This is a genomic window from Bradyrhizobium cedriense (assembly GCF_054602315.1).
This window is the reverse complement of sequence record NZ_JBTSWB010000004.1, coordinates 440,422-462,375: the sequence shown is the minus strand read 5'-3', so window position 1 is coordinate 462,375 and position 21,954 is coordinate 440,422. Positions and strand designations below refer to the sequence as shown.

The window sequence follows — 21,954 nt, the reverse complement described above, 5'->3', positions numbered from 1 at the left end:
GGGGTCCTCCTCGCGCGGCTCTCTGGCCGCTGCGGACGGAGGTCACCTTAGCGGAAATTTGGGCGCTGTCACGATAGGATAGCGCTGTCATCGAAACATGCATCGTCGTTCCGGGGCGGTCCGCAGGACCGACCCCGGAACCTCGAGATTCCGGGCTCAATGCTGCGCATCGCCCGGAATGACAGCCCCCTTACGCCCTCGCCCTTGGCGCAACATTCTGCTCGGCGCCAGCCTTCTGTTCCGCAGCAACTGCGCGCTTGAAACCGTCGCGCTGCTGCAGGCGAGCCCAATAGGCTGCGACATTTGGCCCGAAATCCTTGGCGAGCCCGATGTTACTCGCCAGGCGAAGCGCGTATCCGATGACAATGTCAGCGGCGGTGAAGCGGCCCGCGCACAACGTTTCGGCATTCGCCATGGCTGCCTCGACCGCGCGCAGTCTCCCCAAGAACCATTTTGCGTAGTCGGTGGCGACCTGCGGGTTGCGGCGCTCCTCCGGTTCGAGCTGGGTGTATCGGAGCACCAGCGTCTGTGGGAAGGTTAACGTGGCGTCGCTGAAATACATCCAGTTCAGGAAGGCGCCGTAGGCAGGATCCTCCGGTCCGACCATCAACGGCGTCGGGCCGTATTTGACGCCGAGATAGTGGCAGATGCCGGAGGATTCGGTCATCTTCGCTTCGCCGTCGACCATGAAGGGAATCGTGCCCAGCGGATTGATCGCGAGATACTCCTTGGCGAAGACGCGCGGCGGGAACGGCAGCATCTTCAGCTCGTAGGGCAGCCCCATCTCCTCCAGCATCCAGAGCGGGCGAAACGAGCGCGCAGCGTCGCAGTGATAGAGCGTGATCATCAAGCACTCCCTTTGCTGCCGGGCAACGTGCCCATCATCTTGCACAGGACCATCAGCATGACCTCGTCGGCGCCGCCGCCGATCGAGGTCAGGCGGCTGTCACGATAGGCGCGGCTGACCGGCGTCTCGTTGGTAAAGCCCATTCCGCCCCAAAATTGCAAGCAGGCGTCGGTGAGCTCGCGGCCGAGGCGGCCGGCCTTCAGCTTGGCCATGGTCGCAAGCCTGGTCACGTCTTCGCCCGCCACCAGCTGCTCGGCGGCACGATAGATCAGCGCGCGCAGCAGCTCGACCTCGGTCTGCATCTCCGCCAGCTTGAAGTGCACGACCTGATTGTCGAGGATGCTCTGGCCGAAGGCTTTGCGGTTGCGGGTGTACTCGATGGTCTCGTTGATGATGTATTCGTGCGACTTGAGGCAGGCGGCCGCGCCCCACAGCCGCTCCTCCTGGAACTGGATCATCTGGTAGGTAAAGCCCTTGCCCTCCTCGCCGATGCGGTTGCGCTTGGGCACGCGGACATTGTCGAAGAAGATCTGCGCCGTGTCGGACGAGCGCATGCCCATCTTGTCGAGCTTTCGCGCCACCGTGACGCCCTTGCTCTTCATGGGCACGCAGATCAGGGACTTGTTGCGGTGAACCGGCCCGTCGCCGGTGTTGGCGAGCAGGCAGATCCAGTCGGCCTGCGTGCCGTTCGTGATCCACATCTTGCCGCCGTTGACGACGTAGTCGTCGCCGTCTGAGCGCGCCTGGGTCTTGATCGAGGCGACGTCGGAGCCCGCGCCGGGCTCGGAGACGCCGATGCAGGCGACGTAGTCGCCGGAAATCGAGGGTGCCAGAAATTCGCGACGCACCTCGTCCGAGCCGAACCGCGCCAGCGCGGGCGTCGCCATGTCGGTCTGCACCCCGATCGCCATCGGCACGCCGCCGCAGGTGATGGCGCCCAGCTCCTCCGCCATCATCAGCGCGTAGGAGTAGTCGAGGCCCGAGCCGCCGAACTCGACCGGCTTGTTCAGCCCGAGGAAGCCGAGATTGCCCATCTTCTTGAACAGCTCGTGCGCCGGGAAGATGTCGGCCTTCTCCCATTCATCGACATGAGGATTGATCTCGTTCGCGATGAACTTTTGCAGGCTGCGGCGGATATCGTCGTGGTCAGCGGTAAATAGCATTTTTGTCCTCATCGTCATTCCGGGGCATCGCGAAGCGATGAGCCCGGAATCCATTTCTCGACGGAATCTGCAGCCCGATGGATTCCGGGCTCGCTCCGCTGCGCTTTGCGCCCCGGAATGACCGCCAGTCACAGCCCCATCTGCCTGGACGCCAGATCCTTCATGATCTCCTCGGTGCCGCCGCCGATGGCATTGACCTTGACCTCGCGATAGATGCGCTCGGCCTTGATGCCTCGCATGAAGCCGGCGCCGCCGAAGATCTGCACGGCTTCCGAGGCGCAGAAGGCCATGGTTTGCGTCGCCTGGTTCTTCATCATGCAGATTTCCGCCACCGGGCTTTCGCCCTGCTCGAGCCGCCAGGCCAGCATCTCCAGCATCGCTTGCGAGGCCGCGACCTTCTGCGCCATGTCGACGATCTTGTGGCGAATGACCTGGTGCTGGGCCAGTGGCTTGCCGAAAGTCTTGCGCTCTTTCGCGTAGGCAACCGCCTCGTCGAGGCAGACCCGCGCGAAGGCGGTACAGCTCGCCGCCATGCCCATGCGCTCGCTGTTGAAGTTCTGCATGATGATCTTGAAGCCCTGGCCTTCCTCGCCGATCAGGTTTTCGGCCGGGACGCGGCATTCGTCGAAATGCAGCGTCGCGGTGTCGGAGGCCCACCAGCCCATCTTCTTCAGCTTCGTCCGCGACAACCCGGGCGTGTCGCCTTCGATCAGGAGCAGGCTGACGCCGCCGGCGCCCTCGCCGCCGGTGCGCACCGCAACAGTCAGATAGTCGGCGCGCATGCCCGAGGTGATGAAGGTCTTCTCGCCGCTCACGACGTAGTGATCGCCGTCGCGCCGCGCCCGGGTCCTTAGGTTCGCGACGTCGGAGCCGCCGCCCGGCTCTGTGATCGCGAGCGCGGAGATCTTCTCGCCGGACAAGACTTGCGGCAGCACGCGCGCCCTCACCTCCGGCCGAGCCGCGCGCGCGATCGGCGGCGAACCGATGGTGTGGCTCATCAGGCTGGCACTGACGCCGCCGGCGCCGGCGCGCGCCAGTTCCTGGCTGGCGACGATCTTCATGAACTGGTCGGCGGCGATCCCGCCATATTCCTCGGGAAAGTCGAGCCCCAGGAGGCCGATCTCGGCGGCCTTGCGATAGAGCACGCGCGGGAATTCGCCGGCCTCGTCCCACTCATGGGCGAACGGGGTGATCTCCTTCTCGACGAAACGGCGCATGACGTCGCGGAAGGCGTCGTGCTCGGCGGTATAGAAAGGGTTCTTCATTGCAGTCTCGCCCTCTGGCGGATTCGCTCGTCCACCATGGCTGGAACATTCGCCATTCACTTGCGCAGAGTGGCTGACCGCAGGAGCCGCTCCACCGCAGCCCATGGCCTAGCAACTCCACGCAAGACGATTTTCGTCCCGCACAGGCTAACTCTGGCTCAAAAAAACGTTGTTGCACAGACTCCGGCTGGCGCCAGCGCCACGCCGGGCACCCCACGGGGCAGCAAGAGGGATGGCGGCACAAACCGCCGAGGGAGGAATTCTTGGCCGTTCGTTACTACGACTGGATCACCCATCATGGCCGCCGCACGCCGAACAAGGTTGCGGTGATCGACCTCGCTAGCGAGCGCCGCTTCAGCTACTCGCAGCTCGACGCCCGCGTCTCGCGCCTCGCCTCGCTCCTTCGTCACACGCTGAAGGTCTCGCGCGGCGATCGTGTCGCGGTGCTGGCGCTGAACACGACCGATACGCTGGAAGTGCAGTTCGCCTGCGGCCGGCTCGGCGCCATCTTCGTGCCGCTGAACACACGCCTCACCGTTCCCGAGCTCCAGTTCATCACTGCCGACTGTGCGCCGAAGGTGATGATCCACGACACGGATCTGGCCGAGACGGCGCTCGCCGTCGCAAAGCTCTGCAACGTCGCGACCAGCCTGCTGCTCGGCCCGGGCGGCACCTACGAAGCCGGAATCGCTGCCGCGAAGCCGCTCGACCGCGCCGAAGAAGTCACGCTCGATGACGTCTCCACCGTCATGTACACCTCGGGCACGACGGGCCATCCGAAGGGCGCAACCATCACCCACGGCATGACCTTCTGGAATTGCGTCAATCTCGGCGGCCCCGCCTGCATCGGACCGGCCTCGGTGCTGCTCACGGTGCTGCCGCTGTTCCATACCGGCGGCCTCAATTGCTACACCAATCCGGTGCTGCACGCCGGCGGCACCGTGATGATCATGCGCGCCTTCGATCCCGGCACGGCGCTCGGCCTGATCAACGATCCCGCGCAGGGCATCAACGTGTTCTTCGGCGTGCCCGCGATCTACCAGTTCATGGCGCAGCACCCGGCCTTCGCGACGACCGATCTCAGCCGGCTGATCGTCGGCGGTGTCGGCGGCGCTCCGATGCCGGTGCCACTGTTGAAGGTCTGGGAGGCGCGCGGCGTCGCGCTTCAGCAGGGCTACGGCATGACCGAGACCTCTCCGGCCGTTCTGGTGCTCGATCGCGAGGATGCCGCGCGCAAGGCCGGCTCCGCCGGCAAGCCGGTGCTGCACACGGAAGTGCGCATCGTCCGCCCCGACGGCAGCGATGCCGATGTCGGCGAGCTCGGTGAGCTCTGGGTCAAGGGCCCCAACATCACGCCGGGCTACTGGAACAGGCCGGAAGCAAACAAGACGTCTTTCACCGACGGCTGGCTGCACACCGGCGATGCGACCCGCGTCGACGAGGAAGGCTTCTACTACATCGTCGACCGCTGGAAGGACATGTACATCTCCGGCGGCGAGAACGTCTACCCGGCCGAGGTCGAGAACGTCCTGCACCAGCTCACGGCTATCGCGGAGGCTGCCGTGATCGGCATTCCCGATGCGCAATGGGGCGAAGTGGGCCTTGCCATCATCGCGGTCAAGCCGGGACAAAAGCTGACGGAGGCGGAGGTCTTCGCGCATTGCGCGGCCAACCTCGCGCGTTTCAAATGCCCGCGTCACATCAGCTTCGTCGAGGCACTGCCGCGCAACGCCACCGGCAAGATCCACAAGCCGACCCTACGCAAGGAGTTCTCGGTCGCCTCCGAAGTCGACAAGAAGGTGGCGAACGCCTGACCAAAGCGCCCCTCGCGGGCGCTTTTTGTTTTGAAGTGCCTTTCCACACCACAAGAAACCCCAAGGAATTTCTATGAACAAGAAGAAACTCGCCCTGCTCGCCGCGGCAACGGCCCTGACCCTGCTTTCGGTTCAAGACGCTTTCGCACAAAAGAAGTACGACACCGGCGCCAGCGACACCGAGATCAAGATCGGCAATGTCGAGGCCTATTCGGGTCCCGCTTCCGCCTACGGCATTATCGGCAAGACCGAGGAAGCCTATTTCAAGATGATCAACGACCAGGGCGGCATCAACGGCCGCAAGATCAACTGGATCTCCTATGATGACGGCTATTCGCCGCCCAAGACCGTGGAGCAGGTCCGCAAGCTGATCGAAAGCGACGAGGTGTTCCTCGTCTTCAACGCGCTGGGCACGCCGACCCAGACCGCCGTGCAGAAGTACCACAACGCCAAGAAGGTCCCGCAGCTCTTCCTCGCAACCGGCGCCAGCAAGTGGAATGACCCCAAGGGTTTTCCCTGGACCATGGGCTTCCAGCCGAGCTACCGGGTCGAGGCGCGGATCTTCGCGAAATATATCCTGCAGGCCAAGCCCGACGCGAAGGTCGCGATCTTCTATGCCAATGACGATTTCGGCAAGGACTACGTCGCCGGCATCAAGGAGATCTTCGGCGACAAGGCCTCCTCGCTGATCGTCGCGGAAGAGAGCTACGAGACCACCGAGCCTTCGATCGATTCCCACATCGTCAAGCTAAAGGGCACCGGCGCCAACGTCTTCGTCAACATCTCGACGCCGAAGTTCGCGGCACAGGCGATCAAGAAGATCGCCGAGCTCGAATGGAGGCCGATGCATGTGATGACCGACGTGTCGATCTCGATCGGGGCGGTGATGAAGCCGGCCGGGCTCGATGCGTCGGAAGGCGTGCTGTCGGCGAGCTATCTGAAGGACGCATCGGACCCACAATGGAAAGACGATGAGGGCATGAAGAAGTTTCTCGCCTTCATCGACAAATACATGCCCGGCGCCAACGTCTCCGACACCAACATCGTCTACGGCTATGCCGCCGCGCAGACCCTGGTTCAGACATTGAAGCAGTGTGGCGACAACCTGACCCGGGAGAATGTGATGAAGCAGGCCGCGAGCCTGAAGGATTTTGCTCCCGATACGCTGATCCCCGGAATCAAGATCAACACCGGCGCCAACGACTTCGCGCCGATCGAGCAACTCAAGATGATTCGCTTCAAGGCTGGTCAGTGGGAGCTTTTCGGCGACATCATCAGCGCCGAGACCGGGGCTAGCTCGCATTAGCTGGGCATTGCCCAATCCAGATAGCGGCCGAAACGGCCGCTATCTTTTTGTCTGCGAACGAAGTCGAAGCGAGGCTACGCGGGCAGGAACAGCGCGAAGGGCTCTTCCACCGTGCGGCGCAGATGCTTTCGATACAGGACGTAGTTGCCGTCGTCGGGCGCAACCCGCCCCAAGGAGGGCTTCGGAATATTCCTGAGCGGCACGTAGGCGATGGGCGCGGCGATCGGCGTGAGCTGCGAGCCGGGCCCGGCGCGGAGCGTCGAGATGATGCCGTACATCTCGCCGGCAACCGTCGGCCGCGACACCGTGATCACGCGATGCTGACCGTGCTTGATGATGACGAGGTAGATGAAGCCGGACTGATGGGGAACGGCGACCTCGCCGGTATGCTCGTAAGCGGCATCGGTCCGATCGCCCTCGCGGAAGACCAGCGAAGAGACTTTCGGCTCCCAGGCGATCTCGGTGCGATAGGCGAAGATTGCATCCTTGTCGCCGAAGGACGGCCGCAGGGTGATGTAGACGTCCTCGAGCCAGGTGACCGCGCGATGCGCATAGGAGCCGAGGCTGTCGGGCGCGACGTCGCTTGCCGCGGGAGGCGTCACCACGACGGCATTTTTGCGCAAGGAGACGCCTAGCGCCTGCTCCAGCCGGACCGTCGTCGCCAGCGTGAACGGCCGGCGGCCGCCGAGCACCTTCTCCAGCGTCGACAGGCTGAGCTTGGCCTGCTCGGCAAGCGCCTGCCGGGAGATCCGGCGTCTGGCGAGTTCCTCGCGAATGGTTTCGGCGATCTCTCGACTCTGCTCGTCCGAAAGCTGCTTGTCGGTGAGTTTATCCTGCGTCTGCATTGTTAGCCCTGCTCCAGCGCGGACACTCTAGCAGGCCGGACAAACCAGCACAAAACCGCACATGGCTGCCGCGGCCGCATCCTGCCAGGGCCGGCCGCGGCAGAACATTGCCGATCATTCTGCTCGCGAAATGCTGCCCTGCCGACGGATGTTGAGGCCAGCAAACATGCTTCGGGAGCAAGAAATGGACACCTACGACACGGCCGAGAACGACGAACACCCCCTGTTGAGCCGCGTCATCAAAGTCGGACTATTCCTGCTCGCGCAGGGCATCGCGGTGATGCTGGTCGCCTTCCTGGCCCTTCTGGTGAGCCTGGGAACAAGTTGGTCGGCCACGACCGAACAGGCCAGCCTGCTCCAGCCCGGCGACGCAAGGTCCGGCACCCTGCTCCTGAAGGAGGACGGCGCCTACACCGAAGCAATCCGCCTCGGCATCGACGTTGACGTCACGGTATCGGGTCCGACGCTGCGCGCCCGGGTCACGCAGGTCTTCCGCAACCCGACCAAGGATTGGGTCGAGGCGACCTATGTCTATCCGCTCGCGACTGGTGGCGCCGTCGATACCCTGAAGATGGTGGTCGGCGACCGCGTCATCGTCGGCGACATCAAGGAACGGCAGCAGGCTCGCGTGATCTACGAGGAGGCGCGCCGCGCCGGCCAGAAGGCTGCGCTCACCGAGCAGGAGCGGCCGAACATCTTCACCAACTCGGTGGCCAATATCGGTCCCGGCGAGACCGTTCTGGTCCAGATCGAGTACCAGGAGCCGGTGCATCAGGCCGGAAACGAATACTCGTTGCGCCTGCCGCTCGTGGTCGGACCGCGCTACAATCCGGCGCCGATCGTGCAGAGCGTCGATTTCCGCAAGGACGGCTCGGGCTGGGGCGCAGCGACGTCAGATCCGGTTCCGGACCGCGACCGCATCTCGCCTCCGGTGCTGGATCCCGCCAAGAATGCGCAGGTCAATCCGACCAGCATCACCGTGCGCCTGAAAGCCGGCTTTGCGCTCGGCGAGGTCAAGAGCCATCACCACGACGTCAAGGTCGAACGCCCGGACGATGCGACGCGCCTCGTCACGCTCGCCGACGGGGCCATCCCCGCCGACCGCGATTTCGAGCTGACCTGGAAGCCGGCTGCGGACAAGGCGCCGTCGGTCGGCCTGTTCCGCGAACGCATCGGCGGTGCCGATTACCTGCTCGCCTTCGTCACCCCGCCCGCCGTCGAGCAGGCGACGCAGAAGCCGCAATCACGCGAGGTCGTGTTCGTGATCGACAATTCAGGATCGATGGGTGGCACCTCGATTGTCCAGGCCAAGGCCAGCCTCACTTACGCACTCTCTCGTCTCCAGCCGACCGACCGCTTCAACGTGATCCGTTTCGACGACACCATGGACACGCTGTTTCCGGCCTCCGTGCCGGCGGACGCGGCGCATGTCGGCGAGGCCACCTCGTTCGTCGGCGCCTTGCAGGCGCGCGGCGGAACAGAGATGGTGCCGGCGATGCGCGCTGCGCTGGCCGACAAGCTCGGCGACAACAGCATGGTCCGCCAGGTCGTGTTCCTGACCGACGGCGCGATCGGCAATGAGCAGCAATTGTTCGAAACGATCACCGCGATGCGCGGCCGCTCGCGTGTGTTCATGGTCGGGATCGGGTCCGCACCCAACACCTATCTGATGACGCGCGCCGCCGAGCTCGGCCGCGGCGCCTTTACCCATATCGGCTCCGTCGAGCAGGTGGAGGAGCGCATGCGCGGCCTGTTCACCAAGCTCGAAAATCCGGCCGTGACCGGCCTCACCGCAAATTTCTCGGAAGGCGCGGCAGATGTCACCCCGGCGATCATTCCCGACGTCTACCGCGACGAGCCCCTGGTGCTGGCGGCAAGGCTGGACAAGCTCGCAGGCTCACTCGAGATCAAGGGACGCGTCGGCGACCGTCCGTGGACGGTGACGATACCGCTGCAAAACGCCGCCGAAGGCAAGGGCCTGTCAAAGCTCTGGGCCAGGCGCAAGATCGCCGATGCGGAAGTCGCGCGCACGCTGCGCGAGTTGACGACTGAGGAAGCCGACAAGACGATCCTGGCGCTAGCGCTCGACCACCAGATCGTCACGCGACTGACCAGCCTCGTCGCGGTCGACAAGACGCCGAGCCGCCCCGAGGGCGTGCCGCTCAAGCTCAGCGAGCTGCCCATCAACCTGCCCGCCGGCTGGGACTTCGAGAAGGTGTTCGGCGAGCGGCCCCAGGTCCCGACGCAGCTGCGTGAACGTCACGCCGATGCGCGCAACCAGCCGGAGCTGAGGCGGCCGGCGCCTGCCGCGCCCGATGCAATCCGCCTGCCCAAGACTGCAACCTCGGCCGAGCTGAAGATGATGGCAGGCCTGGTCCTGATCGTGCTCGCCCTGATCCTGTTCGTGTTCAACCGGCGTCGGCCCTTGCTCACTGACGCCGCTTGAGAGAGGAGCCCCCGAACTCCTCTACCTCAGCGCGCGCGGCTGCCCGTCCCCTGCAAGAGCCGCGCGCGCCTTTTTCTCAAGGTGATTGATGCCCCGCCTCATCTCTCCTCTGGCTCTCACGCTTGCAGGCCTCTTCTTGTTCGGCGACGGCGCCTACATCCACGCCAAGGCATGGCTCGCGCAGGTGCTGTTGGAGCGCGCGTTCGACAGGAGCATTGCGACCGGAAAGGCGGTCAAGCCATGGTCGTGGGCCGACACCTGGCCGGTCGCGCGGATCGAGGTGAAACGGATCGGCGCCAGCGCCATCGTGCTGGAAGGCGCGACCGGACAGGCGCTGGCTTTCGGACCCGGCCATATCCGGCACACGGCTGATGCGGGAGAACGCGGGACGGCGGTGTATGCCGCCCATCGCGACACTCATTTCCGCTTCCTGCGGAATGTCGCCATTGGTGACGTCATCGATGTCACACGCAGCGACGGTCAACGTTTTCGCTATCGCGCAGATTCCTCGGCCGTGGTCCGTTTCGATGCATCCGGCATCGACCCCACGGCACCGGGCTTCGAGCTCATTCTCGCGACCTGCTGGCCCTTCGACGCCGTCGCGCCCGGCCCTGAGCGCTACATCCTGCATGCGACGTTGATCGGAGCCGACGGATAGATCGCCCACCGGACGCGCAATACGCCCATGCACGCTTCATTCCACCACACGGCATGACAGCCGCATGGTTGCCACCCCGAAGGACTCGCCATAGAACAGAGCGGCGCGCCACCAAACAAGAACAAGCGGTGAGGTCACACCATGGAAGCCCATGTGTCTACAGCGTCCGCGTCCCGCCCATGGTCTCCACCGCCCGACGCCAGCGACATCGTCAAGGGCATCCACGCCATGCTGCACCCGCGCAACATCGTGCTGGTGGGCGCGACCGACAAGCCCGGAAATTACGCCGAACGCATCTGGAACAACCTGACCAAATACGGCTACGAGGGCGGACTCTATCCGGTCAACGCCAAGCGCGACGCCATCTGGGGCGTCCCCTGCTACAAGGACCTTGCGAGCCTCCCGGAAAAGCCCGATCACGTCCTGGTGCTGGTGCCTGCGCGCTTTACAGTGCAGGTGATCCGCGAGGCCGCCGCGGCCGGCGCACGTTCGGCCACCATCGTCACTTCGGGCTTCAGCGAACTGCAGGACGAGGAGAGCCAGAAACTCGCCGCCGAACTCCAGGCAGCTGTGCGCGAGACGGGGCTTGCCGTCACCGGTCCGAACTGCCTCGGCAATTTGAGCGCCGGCGAAAAGCTCTTCACCAACATCGACGATCGAATCGTCACCATGGAACAAGGCGCGGTGGCGATCGCCGGCCAATCCGGCGCCATCGTCATGGCGATCCGCCAGGCGCTGGAGGATCGAGGTGTCGGTGTCGGCTACATGGTGACCACAGGCAACGAGACCGGCCTCGAGACGCCGGACCTGATGCGCTATTTCGCCGAGGATCCGAGCATCAAGGTGATCGTCGTCTACCTCGAAGGTGTGCGCAACACCAAGGCGTTTCGCGATGCCTGCAAGGCGGCGCGCGCCGCGAGCAAGCCCGTGATCGCGCTCAAGCTCGGCACGTCCGAAGGCGGCCGCGCAGCGGCGATGGCGCATACCGGCGCGCTGGCAGGTTCGATCGAGACATTCGACGCCATCGCAACGCGCGAAGGTGTCATTCGGGTCGGCGGGCTCGACGAGCTGATCGAGACCACCGAGTGTTTCGTGCATGCAGCCGTACCCAAGGGCGATCGTCTCGCCGCCGTCACGCTGTCCGGCGGCAAGCGCGGCATGCTGATCGACGCCTTCCATGCCGCAGGCCTGAGCTTCGCGCCACTGAGTCCGCATGTCAGCTCGGAGCTGGCGAAGATGCTCGGGCCCGGCTCGATCGTCGGCAATCCGCTCGACGCCGGCTTCGCCGCGGTGGTCGATCCATCGGTCTACATGAAGTCGATCAAGCTGATGATCGACGACCCCGATATCGACATCGTCATCGTCGATGCCGAGCTGCCGAAAACGCCGCACGAGCTGCGCGAGCGAAATTTGCGCATCGTCAACGAGATGGCGAGCGCGGCCTGCAAGCCGGTGATCTATATCAGCGCGATGTCGATCGGCTTCACCGAATTCACCAAGGACTTGCGCAAGTCGCTGCCGCACCTCGCGGTCATGCAGGGCATGGACCGCGCGGTGACCGCGATCAAGTCGCTGCTCGACTATGCGAAGCTGCGCAAGGAGGTGCCCGACATCGTATCGAGCTCGAAACCCGCCGCGCGCGCCGTGCTGGAGAAGACGTTGAGATCGGCGACCGGCGCCGCGCTCGACGAGGTCGCCTCGAAGAAGCTGCTCAAGGCCTACGGCATCCCGATCTCGAAGGAAGCGATCGCGCAGACGGCGGCCGAGGCGGTGAAGATTGCGAAGCAGATCGGCTTCCCGGTCGTGGCGAAGGTCGTCAGTGCGGAGATCCTGCACAAGTCCGACATCGGCGGCGTGGTGCTGAACCTCGACAGCGCGGCCGAGGTGAAGAAGGCATTCAACGACATCACCGCGCGGGTCAACAGGCTGAAGGGCAAGCCGAAGCTCGACGGCATCCTGATCGCACAGCAGGTCAAGGCCGATCTCGAGCTCGTGGTCGGCGCCTCGCTCGACGCCGAGATGGGGCCGGTCGTGCTGATCGGCACCGGCGGCATCGACATCGAGCTGATGAAGGACGTCGCGCTCGCCGGTGCGCCGCTGGACGAGGCCGAGGCCCGTCTTTTGATCGGCCGTACCAAGGCCGGCATCAAGATGCGCGGCTATCGCGGCAAGCCGGCCCTGCACGAGGCCTCGGCGGTGAAAGCGCTGGTCGGCCTGTCCAACTTGATCGCGGATGCCGGCAACCGGATCGCCTCGATCGACATCAACCCCTTCCTGATCAACACCAGGACGGGCGTGGCCGTCGATGCGCTGATCGTGTTGAACAATGCCGCGGCCAAGCGCGCGGCCGGGCATTGAGGATGTCGTAGGGCAGATTGGCGGCAGTGCAGTCCGCCAATCCGGTCATCCAGGCGCGACGCATCGGCTGGGTTACGCTTCCCTAACCCGCCCTACCTAGAATCGCGGCCATTCGAGCACCTTCCAACCATCCCACTTTGGCCGTAGACTCAGCCCCATGGCACGCGCGAGCAATCTTGTGATCGGCACGGCGACGCTGGCGGCGATCGCCGTAGCGTTCGGCGGCCTGCTCGGCGTGCAGAAATGGCGCAGCATCCAGAGCCGCAGCCAGTTGCGCGTGGTGTTCGAGGGCGGTTCCGCCAGCGGCCTGCGCCGTGGCGGCCCGGTCAATTTCGACGGTGTGCCCGCCGGCCAGATCCTGTCGATCAAGCTGGATAGCCCGCGCCGGATCGTGGCGCTGGTGATGCTCGACAACAGCGCACCGATCCGCAAGGACACCGTCGCGGGCATCGAGTTTCAGGGCCTCACCGGCATCGCAGCGATCTCGCTGATCGGGGGCGCGCCCTCGGCGCCGCCGGTGCCGATGGACTCGGACGGCATCCCCATCCTGACCGCAGATCTCAGCGACGCCGAATCCATCGTCGACACCCTGCACAGCGTGGACCGCACCATCGTGACCAACGCCCCCGCGATCAAGGAGGGCCTTCGCACATTCGAGGCCTACACCGGCGATCTCAGGAGCAAGGGCGGCGAGATCGATTCCGTGATGGCCAAGGTCGACAGCGCCTTCGCGGGCTTCGACAAGGCGGTCAGCAAGATCGAGGGCGCGGTGCCCGGCTTCGTCGACGGCAAGGCCGACGAGCTGTTCGACAAGATACAGGAACTGCACGAGCTTGCCGGCACCATGAAGAAGAAGTCGGCTGGCTACATCGAGGATATCCGCCGCTCGCTGCTCGACGTCAGCGAGACCGCCAACAAGATGGCGGGAACGCCGGTGGCACCGCGACCGCCGCGCAGGCCCACGGAGCAGAAGCGCTAACCTACCACGCGTAGCGCACGAGACCCTTGCCGGCGTAGGAGCGAGTGACGTTCGAGATCTCGCGAACTCATCTCCGGCTGTGCCGGCGCTGACCGCCGACGATTGCCTAGTAGTTGCTTGGTGATGATCCGTTCGGAATGCCGTCGATCGGACACTCGTCGGTGCCCGGGGTCGATCGGGTCATCGCTTCCACCATGTCGCGCGTGCCTTCGGGGTCCTTGATCCAGTTCTTGTAGAAATCATACGGGCACGCCGCGACGCCGCGCGGGCTGTCGCCGGAATTGATCATGCCGGTGTAACCGCGATGGACCAGCTTGTAGAGATGGTTCTGCGACTGGCCGTTGCGGCGCGCGTCCCGGATCAGATGCTTCGAGAGCTGGGCGTACTGGATGCCGTAATCCTCCTCGCCGCACTCGCCGAGGGTGCGGCCGTCGAAGCCGATGATCGCTGAATGGCCGAAATAGGAATAGACGCCGTCGAAGCCGGCGGCGTTGGCGACGGCGACATAGACGTTGTTGGCCCACGCCATGGCCTTGGAGATCATGACCTGCTGCTCCTTGGCAGGATACATGTAGCCTTGGCAACGCACGATCAGCTCAGCGCCCTTCATGGCGCAGTCGCGCCAGATCTCCGGATAATTGCCGTCGTCGCAGATGATCAGGCTGACCTTGAGCCCTTTCGGCCCCTCGGAAACGTAGGTGCAATTGCCGGGATACCAGCCCTCGATCGGCACCCACGGCATGATCTTGCGGTACTTCTGCACAATCTCGCCCTTGTCGTTCATCAGGATCAAGGTGTTGTAGGGCGCCTTGTGCGGATGCTCCTCGTGGCGCTCGCCCGTCAGCGAGAACACGCCCCACACCTTCGCCTTGCGGCAGGCCTCGGCGAAGATCGCGGTTTCCTCGCCCGGCACCATGGATGCCGTCTCGTACATTTCCTTGGAGTCGTACATGATGCCTTGCGTGGAATATTCGGGGAAGATCACGAGGTCCATGCCGGGCAGGCCGAGCTTCATGCCAACGATCATGTCAGCGATCTTGCGGGCGTTATCGAGCACCTCGGCCTTGGTATGCAGCCGGGGCATCTTGTAATTGACGACTGCAACGCCGACCGTGTCGTTGCTGCTGGAAATATCGCCGTGAAGCATGTCGAGCGCTCCTGTACTTGACTCGTTGTTCTGGATCGCCGCCGATAGGCGGCCGCGTTGGTTAGTGACTGATCATCCAGGGCCGCGCCGTCGGAAAGCCCTTGGCGCCGCTCCTGGTCTTGGTCATCAACCGCGCCGGCTTCTTTCGGTCTGGCGAACTCTTGTCCTTGACGGCCTTGCCCGAGGAGCAACAGCCGCAGCCCGGGCCGTGCGAGGCCTTGTATTGCGCCAGCGTCTGCGGTGCGTGCGTGCTGCGCTCGTTGACGGCGTGCGCCTTGCGTTTGTCCGCCGGCATGCAGAAGAAATTCGGCGCAGTCAGGATCACCCGCGGCGCCAGCGTCTCGCAGTGCGGGCAACTTTGCGGATCGTCGCATTCCGCCATCGGGCGCAGGTCCTTGAAGGGACCGCAGTCATCACAAAGATATTCATAGACCGGCATCGCATCATCCCCACGCTCTTGCCTGTTCAACACATCCGGCGACGGGTGCGGGGCGGCAAAGACGCGCCGTCCCGCACCCCGTCGCGCAGGGACTATTTGTCCGGCGAGATCGGCATCTGAATGTCGCCCTTGATGTGCTTGATCGGGCCCGCCGCCGAGGGCATCACGTCGAAGTCGAAGATCTCCGTCGGTAGCCACAGCGTGGCGCAAGCGTTGGGCACATCGACCACGCCTGAGATGTGGCCCTGGCACGGCGCAGTGCCGAGGATCGAATAGGCCTGGGCGCCGGAATAGCCGAACTTCTTCAGATACTCGATCGCGTTCAGGCAGGCCTGGCGGTAGGCGATGTGGACGTCGAGATAATGCTGCTTGCCGGCCTCATCCACCGAAATGCCTTCGAAGATCAGATAATCCTTGTAGTTCGGCGTGATCGGCGACGGCTTGAAGATCGGGTTCTTGATGCCGTACTTCGACATGCCGTCCTTGATCACCTCGACCTTCAGATGCAGCCAGCCGGCCATCTCGATGGCGCCGCAGAAGGTGATCTCACCATCGCCCTGGCTGAAATGCAGATCGCCCATGGAGAGACCGGCACCGGGCACGTAGACAGGGAAGTAGATCTTGGAGCCGCGCGAGAGATCCTTGATGTCGCAATTGCCGCCATGCTCGCGCGGCGGCACCGTGCGCGCGCCCTCCGCGCCGATCTTGGCCTTGACGTCGCCCTTGGCGCGGCCGCCATGGGCGGTCGGCGCGAAGGGCGGATTGGCAAGGCCGGGCACGCGGGTCGGATTGGTCGAGATCAGCTCGGCCTCGCGCTTGTTCCACATGTCCAGCATCTTGGGATCGGGCAGACAGCCGATCAGGCCGGGATGGATCAGCCCGGCGAAATTGACGCCGGGCACATGGCGCGACGAGGTGTAGAGCCCCTTGATGTCCCAGATCGACTTCTGCGCCAGCGGGAAATGATCGGTGAGGAAGCCGCCGCCATTCTGCTTGGAGAAGAAGCCGTTGAAACCCCACAGGCTCTCCTTGAGCGGACCGACGTCGAGCAGATCGACGACAAGGAGGTCGCCGGGTTCGGCACCCTTGACGCCGATCGGGCCGGAGAGGAAATGCACGATCGACAGGTCGATGTCGCGCACGTCGTCGGCGGAATCGTTGTTCTTGATGAATCCGCCGGTCCAGTCGTAGGTCTCGATGATGAAATCGTCGCCGGGATTGACCCAGGCCACGATCGGGATGTCGGGGTGCCAGCGGTTGTGCACCATGTCGTTTTCATAGGCCGACTTGGTGAGATCGACCTTGATCAGTGTCTCTGGCATCGAGAAGCTCCCCTTTTACACGGTTGGTTAGACGGACAGATATTTGGAGACCTGCGCGGCATCGACGGCATCACGCGGGTCGTCGCGCACGATCTCGCCGTTCTCGATCACCAGCACGCGGTCGGCGATGTCGAGCGCGAAGCTCAGGACCTGTTCGGACACGACGATGGAGAGGCCCTTCTCGTCGCGGATGCGCTTCAGGGTGCGCGCCATCTCCTTGATGATCGAGGGCTGGATGCCTTCGGTCGGCTCATCGAGCAGCAGCACTTTCGGCTTCGTCGCGAGCGCGCGCGCGATCGCGAGCTGTTGCTGCTGGCCGCCGGAGAGATTGCCGCCGCGGCGGCCCTTCATCTCGAGCAGAACCGGGAAGAGTTCGTAGATGTCGCCGGGCACCTCGGAACCGCCGGACACGACGAGCCCGGTCTCGATGTTCTCCTTCACCGTCATGGTGGAGAAGATCATGCGGCCCTGCGGCACATAGGCGAGGCCCTTGGCGACGCGTTCGTAGCTCTTGAGGCCGCCGAGCTCGGCGCCCTCCATGGTCACCGAGCCGCTTCTGGCCGGCAGGATACCCATCAGCGACTTCATCAGCGTGGTCTTGCCCATGCCGTTGCGGCCCATGATCGCGACGATTTCCTTCGGCGCGACCTTGACGTTGAGCCCGTGCAGCACCTCGCTCTGGCCGTAGGCAACGTGGAGATCGGAGATAGCCAGCATCGGTGCGCTCCTAGGCTCGGTATGCCTTCCTTCTCCCCTTGTGGGAGAAGGTGGCGCGGGCGAAGCCCGCGACGGATGAGGGGTCTGCATCTGCGAATACGAACGGCAGTTTGATGCGCGGAGAGATACCCCTCACCCGGATCGCTTGCGCGATCCGACCTCTCCCACAAGGGGAGAGGTGCACCGTCCCAGCCGCAACTAGCTCGCTCGATTTCGCCATCTCTCAATGCCCCAGATAGACTTCGACGACCTTGGGATCGTTCTTCACCTTCTCCATCGTTCCCTCGGAGAGGATCTGGCCCTGGTGCAGCACGGTGACCTTGTGCGCGATGTCCTCGACGAATTTCATGTCGTGCTCGATCACCAGCACCGAGCGGTTCTTGATGATGCGGTTGAGCAGTTCGGCGGTCTTGGCGCGCTCGGAGACGCTCATCCCGGCGACCGGCTCATCCAGCATCAGCAGGTCCGGATCCTGGATCAGCAGCATGCCGATCTCGAGCCACTGCTTCTGGCCATGGCTGAGCTCGTCGGCATAGGTGTTGAGCTTGTCCTTGAGGAAGATCATCTCCGCGACCTCTTCGACCCGGTCCCTCACCAGCTGGTCGCGCTGAAAGGTCAGCGAGCCGAACACGGTGCGGCCGCGCGGGAACGAGATCTCGAGGTTCTCGAAGACGGTGAGGTCCTCGAACACCGACGGCGTCTGGAATTTTCGCCCGACGCCGGTCTGCACGATCTCGTTCTCTTTCATCTTCGTGAGCTCCTTGCCACGAAACTGAATCGAGCCCGAGGTCGCCTTGGTCTTGCCGCAGATCAGGTCGAGCACCGTGGTCTTGCCCGCGCCGTTGGGGCCGATGATGACGCGGATCTCGTTTTCCTCGACGTAGAAGGAGAGATCGTTGACCGCCTTGAACCCGTCGAACGAGACGGTCAGTCCGGAGACGGCGAGCAGGAAATCCTTGGGCTGATGACCGACGAGCATGATTTATCTCCTCACTGCCAGCGTGGTATCGGCATCGTGATGTCCGACGAACATGATGGTCTCCTCACTCTGCCGGTGCGCTGTCGGCGACCGAATTGCCGTTCCAGCCCGCCTTCGCCTTGCGCGAGCCGAACAGCCGGTCGATGCGGGGCTGCACGTAGTCGGCCCAGAGCCCGGACAGACCGTTCGGGAAGGCAAGCACGACCGCGATGAACAGCGCGCCGAGGCCGAACAGCCAGAGCTGCGGGAAGGATTCAGAGAGGCTTGTCTTGGCGAAGTTCACGAGAATGGCGCCCCATACCGCGCCGAAGATCGACATCCTCCCGCCGACCGCGGTGTAGATCACCATCTCGATCGACGGCACGATGCCGACGAAGGACGGCGACATGAAGCCGACGTTGAGCGCGAACATGGCACCGCCGATCGCGGCGAAGATCGCGGCCATGCAGAAGGCGAAGATCTTGAAGTTGGCGACGCTGTAGCCGGAGAAGCGGACGCGGTCCTCCTGCTCGCGCATCGCCACCAGGATGCGTCCGAGCTTGGTCAGCCGGATGAACTGCGCGATGCCGATGCAGGCAAACAGCAGCACCACCTCGACGAAGTACAGGATGATCTTGGCGTGGTCGGGCCGGATGTCCCACCCCTTGAGCGTGCGCAGATCGGTCATGCCGTTGATGCCGCCGGTGTAGCCCTGCTGCCCGACGATCAGGATGGTCAGGATGGCGGCGACCGCCTGGGTGATGATCGCGAAGTAGGTGCCGCCGACACGGCGCTTGAACATCGCAGTGCCGATGATCAGGGCGAACAGGCCCGGCACCAGGATGATGGCGAGGATGGTGAAGGTCAGGCTGTGAAACGGCTGCCAGAACAACGGCAGCGAGGTGATCTGATTCCAGTCCATGAAGTCGGGGATGCCGGGCGTCGACTGGATCTTGGTGTTCTCGACGCTGGAGGCTTCGAGCTTGAGGAACATCGCCATGCAGTAGCCGCCGAGGCCGAAGAACACGCCCTGCCCCAGGCTCAGAATACCGCCATAACCCCAGCACAGCACGAGACCGACCGCCACGAAGGCGTAGGTCAGGTATTTCGCGACGAGATTGAGGCGGAACACGTCCAGCGACAGCGGCAGGATCACGAACAGCACCGCGGCCAGGACGATGAAGCCCATGAGTTCGGATCGGTTGAAGAAGCGTGAGTTGATGATCATGACTTGCCTGCTTCTCGTTATTTGCGAACCTTGAGGGCGAAGAGACCCTGCGGCCGCAGCATCAGGATGCCGACGACGGCGAGCAGCGTGAGCACCTTGGCCATCGAGCCCGACATGAAGAACTCGAGGGTCGATTGCGTCTGCGAGATCGAGAAGGCCGAGGCGATGGTGCCGAGCAGGCTCGCGGCGCCGCCGAACACGACGACCAGGAACGTGTCGACGATATAGAGCTGTCCCGACGTCGGCCCGGTCGAGCCGATCATGGTGAAGGCGCTGCCCGCGACACCTGCGATGCCGCAGCCGAGACCGAAAGTATAGCGGTCGACCTTCTCGGTATTGATGCCGACCGCACCGGCCATGATGCGGTTCTGCACCACCGCGCGCACCTGGCGGCCCCAGCGTGACATGTAGAGAACGTAGGCGACGGAGACGGTGATCAGCACGGTGAGACCCATCACGAAGACGCCGTTGATCGGCACTTCGATGCTTTCGGTGACGTGCAGCGAGCCGAGCATCCATTGCGGCAGTTCGACGCCGACCTCACGCGCGCCGAACACGGATCGATAGGCCTGCTGCAGGATCAGGCTGAGGCCCCAGGTCGCCAGCAGCGTATCGAGTGGGCGCTTGTAAAGGTGCCGTATCAGCACCCATTCCACCAGCATTCCCAATGCACCGGAGGCGATGAAAGCCAGGATCATCGCGAGAAAGAAGTAGCCGCTGAACAGACTCGGTAAATAGGACTGGAAGAAGCTCGAGGTCATCCACGTGACGTAGGCGCCGAGGATCATGAACTCGCCATGGGCCATGTTGATGACGCCCATCTGGCCGAAAATGATCGCAAGCCCGAGCGCCATCAGCACGTAGACCGAGAACAGGATCAGTCCTGCAAAGCCCTGCATGACGAAGATGGAGCCGAGATCACCAAGCGAGTAGTCGCCGAACATCGATGTCCTCCGTCGGGGATAAGGTCCCCGCGCCGCGAGCAGGTTCGCGGCGCGGGGGTCTTGGGCATGGATTTGCTGTCCACGCCAGGGAGAGGCTTGGCGTTTGGAAGAATGCGCGACCAGGAGCGCTTCTTACTGGTAGCCCTTCGGGAACGGATCGGGCTCGACGAGATCGGCGGTCTCGTAGATCAGCTCGAACTGGCCATCCAGCTTGGCGCGCCCCACCCGGGTCTTCGACCAGAGATGATGGTTCTCGTGAATGCGCACGTAACCTTCCGGCGCACCCTTGAACTCGACGCCGGGCGAAGCCGCCGCGATCTTGTCGATGTCGAAGGAGCCGGCCTTCTCCACCGTCAGCTTCCACAGCCACGGGCCGAGATAGGCAGCCTGGGTGACGTCTCCGATCACGGTCTTCTCGCCCCACATCTTCTTGAACGCGGACACGAAGGCCTTGTTGTTGGGATTGTCGAGCGACTGGAAGTACTTCATGCAGGCATACGCACCCGCAATGTTCTCGCCGCCGATGCCGTCGATTTCGTCTTCGGTCACCGAGATCGTCAGCAGCGGCTGCTTGGCGAGGTCGATGCCGGCGGCCTTGAGCTGCTTGTAGAAGGCGACGTTGGAGCCGCCGACGACGTCGGTGAAGATCACGTCGGGCTTGGTCAACTTGATCTTGTTGATGACCGAGTTGAACTGGGTCGAGCCGAGCGCGTAGTACTCCTCGCCGACGACCTTGCCCTTCAGAACGTTCTCGACGTGCTTGCGCGCGATCTTGTTCGAGGTGCGCGGCCAGATGTAGTCGGAGCCGATGAAGAAGAAGGTCTTCGCGCCCTTTTCCTTGGCGATCCAGTTCAGGCCGGCGAGAATCTGCTGGGTCGCCTCCTGGCCGGTGTAGATGACGTTCTTGGACTGCTCGAGGCCCTCGTAGAAGGTCGGGTAGTAGAGCATGCCGTTATACTGCTCCATGACGGGTAGCACGGCCTTGCGCGACGCCGACGTCCAGCACCCCATGATCGCCGCGACCTTGTCGTTGACCAGCAGCTTCTTGGCCTTTTCGGCGAAGGTCGGCCAGTCGCTCGCGCCGTCCTCCTGGATGAACTTGATCTTGCGCCCGAGCACGCCGCCGGCGGCGTTGATCTGTTCGATCGCGAGCTTTTCGGCCTCGATCGAGCCTGTTTCGGAGATCGCCATGGTGCCGGTCGCCGAATGCAGGATGCCGACCGTCACCTCGGTGTCGGTGACCGCAAGACCCGTGGTGTTGACCGCCGAGGTCGCCGGGGCCTGCGCAAAGGACGCCCGCGGCAGCATGGTGATGGCCGGCACGGCCGCCATCCCCATCAACAATTTGCGCCGCAGCGGCGACAACAGGCCCTTGTTTTCTTCGTCTGACATGAGCACCCCACTTTTGTTCGAGAACACGCGATTGGTGCCGTGAGGATGGCTCGGATCTATGCAACCCAAGCATACGCAAGATCGCGTATACTGCACCGCAAAATGCCGACGTAGGCTTTTGGTACG

General features: G+C 63.7%; 18 protein-coding genes. 6 read left to right on the top strand and 12 right to left on the bottom strand.

The genetic code is table 11. The features are described 5' to 3' along the window. Positions 1 to 190 precede the first annotated feature (190 nt). From ACYCVF_RS18805 to ACYCVF_RS18795, 3 genes are all read right to left on the bottom strand, one after another. The gene (locus ACYCVF_RS18805; RefSeq protein WP_459598758.1) at positions 191 to 847 is read right to left on the bottom strand and encodes a glutathione S-transferase family protein; all 657 of its coding nucleotides are present in this window, start codon (positions 845 to 847) and stop codon (positions 191 to 193) included. After that, complete coding sequence (locus tag ACYCVF_RS18800) at positions 847 to 2,010, bottom strand: acyl-CoA dehydrogenase family protein (RefSeq protein ID WP_459598756.1); 1,164 nt, start codon at positions 2,008 to 2,010, stop codon at positions 847 to 849. Before ACYCVF_RS18800 ends, ACYCVF_RS18805 begins: the two co-directional genes overlap by 1 nt. Before the next feature lie 128 nt (positions 2,011 to 2,138). Further along, complete coding sequence (locus ACYCVF_RS18795) at positions 2,139 to 3,275, bottom strand: acyl-CoA dehydrogenase family protein (RefSeq protein ID WP_459598754.1); 1,137 nt, start codon at positions 3,273 to 3,275, stop codon at positions 2,139 to 2,141. A 263-nt stretch (positions 3,276 to 3,538) separates the two neighbouring features. Between ACYCVF_RS18795 and ACYCVF_RS18790 the strand changes: the two genes are divergently transcribed. Both ACYCVF_RS18790 and ACYCVF_RS18785 read left to right on the top strand, forming a co-directional pair. Continuing rightward, positions 3,539 to 5,089, top strand: coding sequence for an acyl-CoA synthetase (locus tag ACYCVF_RS18790; RefSeq protein ID WP_459598752.1), 1,551 nt, complete (start codon positions 3,539 to 3,541; stop codon positions 5,087 to 5,089). Between the two features lie 73 nt (positions 5,090 to 5,162). Next, positions 5,163 to 6,395, top strand: coding sequence for an ABC transporter substrate-binding protein (locus tag ACYCVF_RS18785; RefSeq protein WP_459598750.1), 1,233 nt, complete (start codon positions 5,163 to 5,165; stop codon positions 6,393 to 6,395). Positions 6,396 to 6,469: 74 nt separating this feature from the next. On the opposite strand, the gene ACYCVF_RS18780 is transcribed toward ACYCVF_RS18785, so the two are convergent. Beyond that, complete coding sequence (locus ACYCVF_RS18780) at positions 6,470 to 7,240, bottom strand: helix-turn-helix transcriptional regulator (protein ID WP_459606589.1); 771 nt, start codon at positions 7,238 to 7,240, stop codon at positions 6,470 to 6,472. Between the two features lie 184 nt (positions 7,241 to 7,424). Between ACYCVF_RS18780 and ACYCVF_RS18775 the strand changes: the two genes are divergently transcribed. The 4 genes from ACYCVF_RS18775 (at position 7,425) to ACYCVF_RS18760 (ending at position 13,681) form a co-directional block, all read left to right on the top strand. Next, positions 7,425 to 9,686: a marine proteobacterial sortase target protein gene (locus tag ACYCVF_RS18775; RefSeq protein ID WP_459598746.1), complete on the top strand. Its 2,262-nt coding sequence runs from the start codon at positions 7,425 to 7,427 to the stop codon at positions 9,684 to 9,686. Between the two features lie 88 nt (positions 9,687 to 9,774). Further along, positions 9,775 to 10,344, top strand: coding sequence for a class GN sortase (locus ACYCVF_RS18770; RefSeq protein ID WP_459598744.1), 570 nt, complete (start codon positions 9,775 to 9,777; stop codon positions 10,342 to 10,344). Positions 10,345 to 10,485: 141 nt separating this feature from the next. Further along, positions 10,486 to 12,702 (top strand): acetate--CoA ligase family protein, encoded by a 2,217-nt coding sequence (locus tag ACYCVF_RS18765; protein WP_459598742.1) that lies wholly within the window; start codon positions 10,486 to 10,488, stop codon positions 12,700 to 12,702. 157 nt (positions 12,703 to 12,859) lie between these two features. Continuing rightward, the gene (locus tag ACYCVF_RS18760) at positions 12,860 to 13,681 is read left to right on the top strand and encodes an MlaD family protein (RefSeq protein ID WP_459598740.1); all 822 of its coding nucleotides are present in this window, start codon (positions 12,860 to 12,862) and stop codon (positions 13,679 to 13,681) included. Between the two features lie 106 nt (positions 13,682 to 13,787). On the opposite strand, the gene ACYCVF_RS18755 is transcribed toward ACYCVF_RS18760, so the two are convergent. The 8 genes from ACYCVF_RS18755 to urtA all read right to left on the bottom strand — a co-directional run bounded on the left by ACYCVF_RS18755 (position 13,788) and on the right by urtA (position 21,828). Continuing rightward, positions 13,788 to 14,828, bottom strand: coding sequence for an aliphatic amidase (locus tag ACYCVF_RS18755; RefSeq protein WP_459598738.1), 1,041 nt, complete (start codon positions 14,826 to 14,828; stop codon positions 13,788 to 13,790). 61 nt (positions 14,829 to 14,889) lie between these two features. After that, positions 14,890 to 15,267, bottom strand: coding sequence for an FmdB family zinc ribbon protein (locus tag ACYCVF_RS18750; protein WP_459598736.1), 378 nt, complete (start codon positions 15,265 to 15,267; stop codon positions 14,890 to 14,892). 92 nt (positions 15,268 to 15,359) lie between these two features. Next, the gene (gene fmdA / locus ACYCVF_RS18745; protein WP_459598734.1) at positions 15,360 to 16,589 is read right to left on the bottom strand and encodes a formamidase; all 1,230 of its coding nucleotides are present in this window, start codon (positions 16,587 to 16,589) and stop codon (positions 15,360 to 15,362) included. Between the two features lie 27 nt (positions 16,590 to 16,616). After that, complete coding sequence (urtE, locus tag ACYCVF_RS18740; protein WP_459598732.1) at positions 16,617 to 17,306, bottom strand: urea ABC transporter ATP-binding subunit UrtE; 690 nt, start codon at positions 17,304 to 17,306, stop codon at positions 16,617 to 16,619. Between the two features lie 223 nt (positions 17,307 to 17,529). Further along, positions 17,530 to 18,285 carry an urea ABC transporter ATP-binding protein UrtD gene (gene urtD / locus ACYCVF_RS18735; protein ID WP_459598730.1) on the bottom strand — a complete coding sequence of 252 codons (756 nt, stop codon included), beginning with the start codon at positions 18,283 to 18,285 and terminating at the stop codon, positions 17,530 to 17,532. Positions 18,286 to 18,349: 64 nt separating this feature from the next. Continuing rightward, the gene (gene urtC / locus ACYCVF_RS18730) at positions 18,350 to 19,492 is read right to left on the bottom strand and encodes an urea ABC transporter permease subunit UrtC (RefSeq protein ID WP_459598728.1); all 1,143 of its coding nucleotides are present in this window, start codon (positions 19,490 to 19,492) and stop codon (positions 18,350 to 18,352) included. A 17-nt stretch (positions 19,493 to 19,509) separates the two neighbouring features. Next, positions 19,510 to 20,436 carry an urea ABC transporter permease subunit UrtB gene (urtB, locus tag ACYCVF_RS18725; protein ID WP_459598726.1) on the bottom strand — a complete coding sequence of 309 codons (927 nt, stop codon included), beginning with the start codon at positions 20,434 to 20,436 and terminating at the stop codon, positions 19,510 to 19,512. 132 nt (positions 20,437 to 20,568) lie between these two features. Next, a complete protein-coding gene (gene urtA / locus ACYCVF_RS18720) occupies positions 20,569 to 21,828 on the bottom strand; it encodes an urea ABC transporter substrate-binding protein (RefSeq protein ID WP_459598724.1) in 1,260 nt (419 codons plus the stop codon). Positions 21,829 to 21,954 lie beyond the last annotated feature (126 nt).

Bases quoted from the DNA above. Each gene is read 5' to 3' on its own strand.
- ACYCVF_RS18805 (WP_459598758.1), bottom strand. From the start codon at position 847: ATGATCACGCTCTATCACTGCGACGCTGCGCGCTCGTTTCGCCCGCTC.
- ACYCVF_RS18800 (WP_459598756.1), bottom strand. From the start codon at position 2,010: ATGCTATTTACCGCTGACCACGACGATATCCGCCGCAGCCTGCAAAAG.
- ACYCVF_RS18795 (WP_459598754.1), bottom strand. From the start codon at position 3,275: ATGAAGAACCCTTTCTATACCGCCGAGCACGACGCCTTCCGCGACGTC.
- ACYCVF_RS18785 (WP_459598750.1), top strand. From the start codon at position 5,163: ATGAACAAGAAGAAACTCGCCCTGCTCGCCGCGGCAACGGCCCTGACC.
- ACYCVF_RS18780 (WP_459606589.1), bottom strand. From the start codon at position 7,240: ATGCAGACGCAGGATAAACTCACCGACAAGCAGCTTTCGGACGAGCAG.
- ACYCVF_RS18775 (WP_459598746.1), top strand. From the start codon at position 7,425: ATGGACACCTACGACACGGCCGAGAACGACGAACACCCCCTGTTGAGC.
- ACYCVF_RS18770 (WP_459598744.1), top strand. From the start codon at position 9,775: ATGCCCCGCCTCATCTCTCCTCTGGCTCTCACGCTTGCAGGCCTCTTC.
- ACYCVF_RS18765 (WP_459598742.1), top strand. From the start codon at position 10,486: ATGGAAGCCCATGTGTCTACAGCGTCCGCGTCCCGCCCATGGTCTCCA.
- ACYCVF_RS18760 (WP_459598740.1), top strand. From the start codon at position 12,860: ATGGCACGCGCGAGCAATCTTGTGATCGGCACGGCGACGCTGGCGGCG.
- ACYCVF_RS18755 (WP_459598738.1), bottom strand. From the start codon at position 14,828: ATGCTTCACGGCGATATTTCCAGCAGCAACGACACGGTCGGCGTTGCA.
- ACYCVF_RS18750 (WP_459598736.1), bottom strand. From the start codon at position 15,267: ATGCCGGTCTATGAATATCTTTGTGATGACTGCGGTCCCTTCAAGGAC.
- fmdA (WP_459598734.1), bottom strand. From the start codon at position 16,589: ATGCCAGAGACACTGATCAAGGTCGATCTCACCAAGTCGGCCTATGAA.
- urtE (WP_459598732.1), bottom strand. From the start codon at position 17,306: ATGCTGGCTATCTCCGATCTCCACGTTGCCTACGGCCAGAGCGAGGTG.
- urtD (WP_459598730.1), bottom strand. From the start codon at position 18,285: ATGCTCGTCGGTCATCAGCCCAAGGATTTCCTGCTCGCCGTCTCCGGA.
- urtC (WP_459598728.1), bottom strand. From the start codon at position 19,492: ATGATCATCAACTCACGCTTCTTCAACCGATCCGAACTCATGGGCTTC.
- urtB (WP_459598726.1), bottom strand. From the start codon at position 20,436: ATGTTCGGCGACTACTCGCTTGGTGATCTCGGCTCCATCTTCGTCATG.
- urtA (WP_459598724.1), bottom strand. From the start codon at position 21,828: ATGTCAGACGAAGAAAACAAGGGCCTGTTGTCGCCGCTGCGGCGCAAA.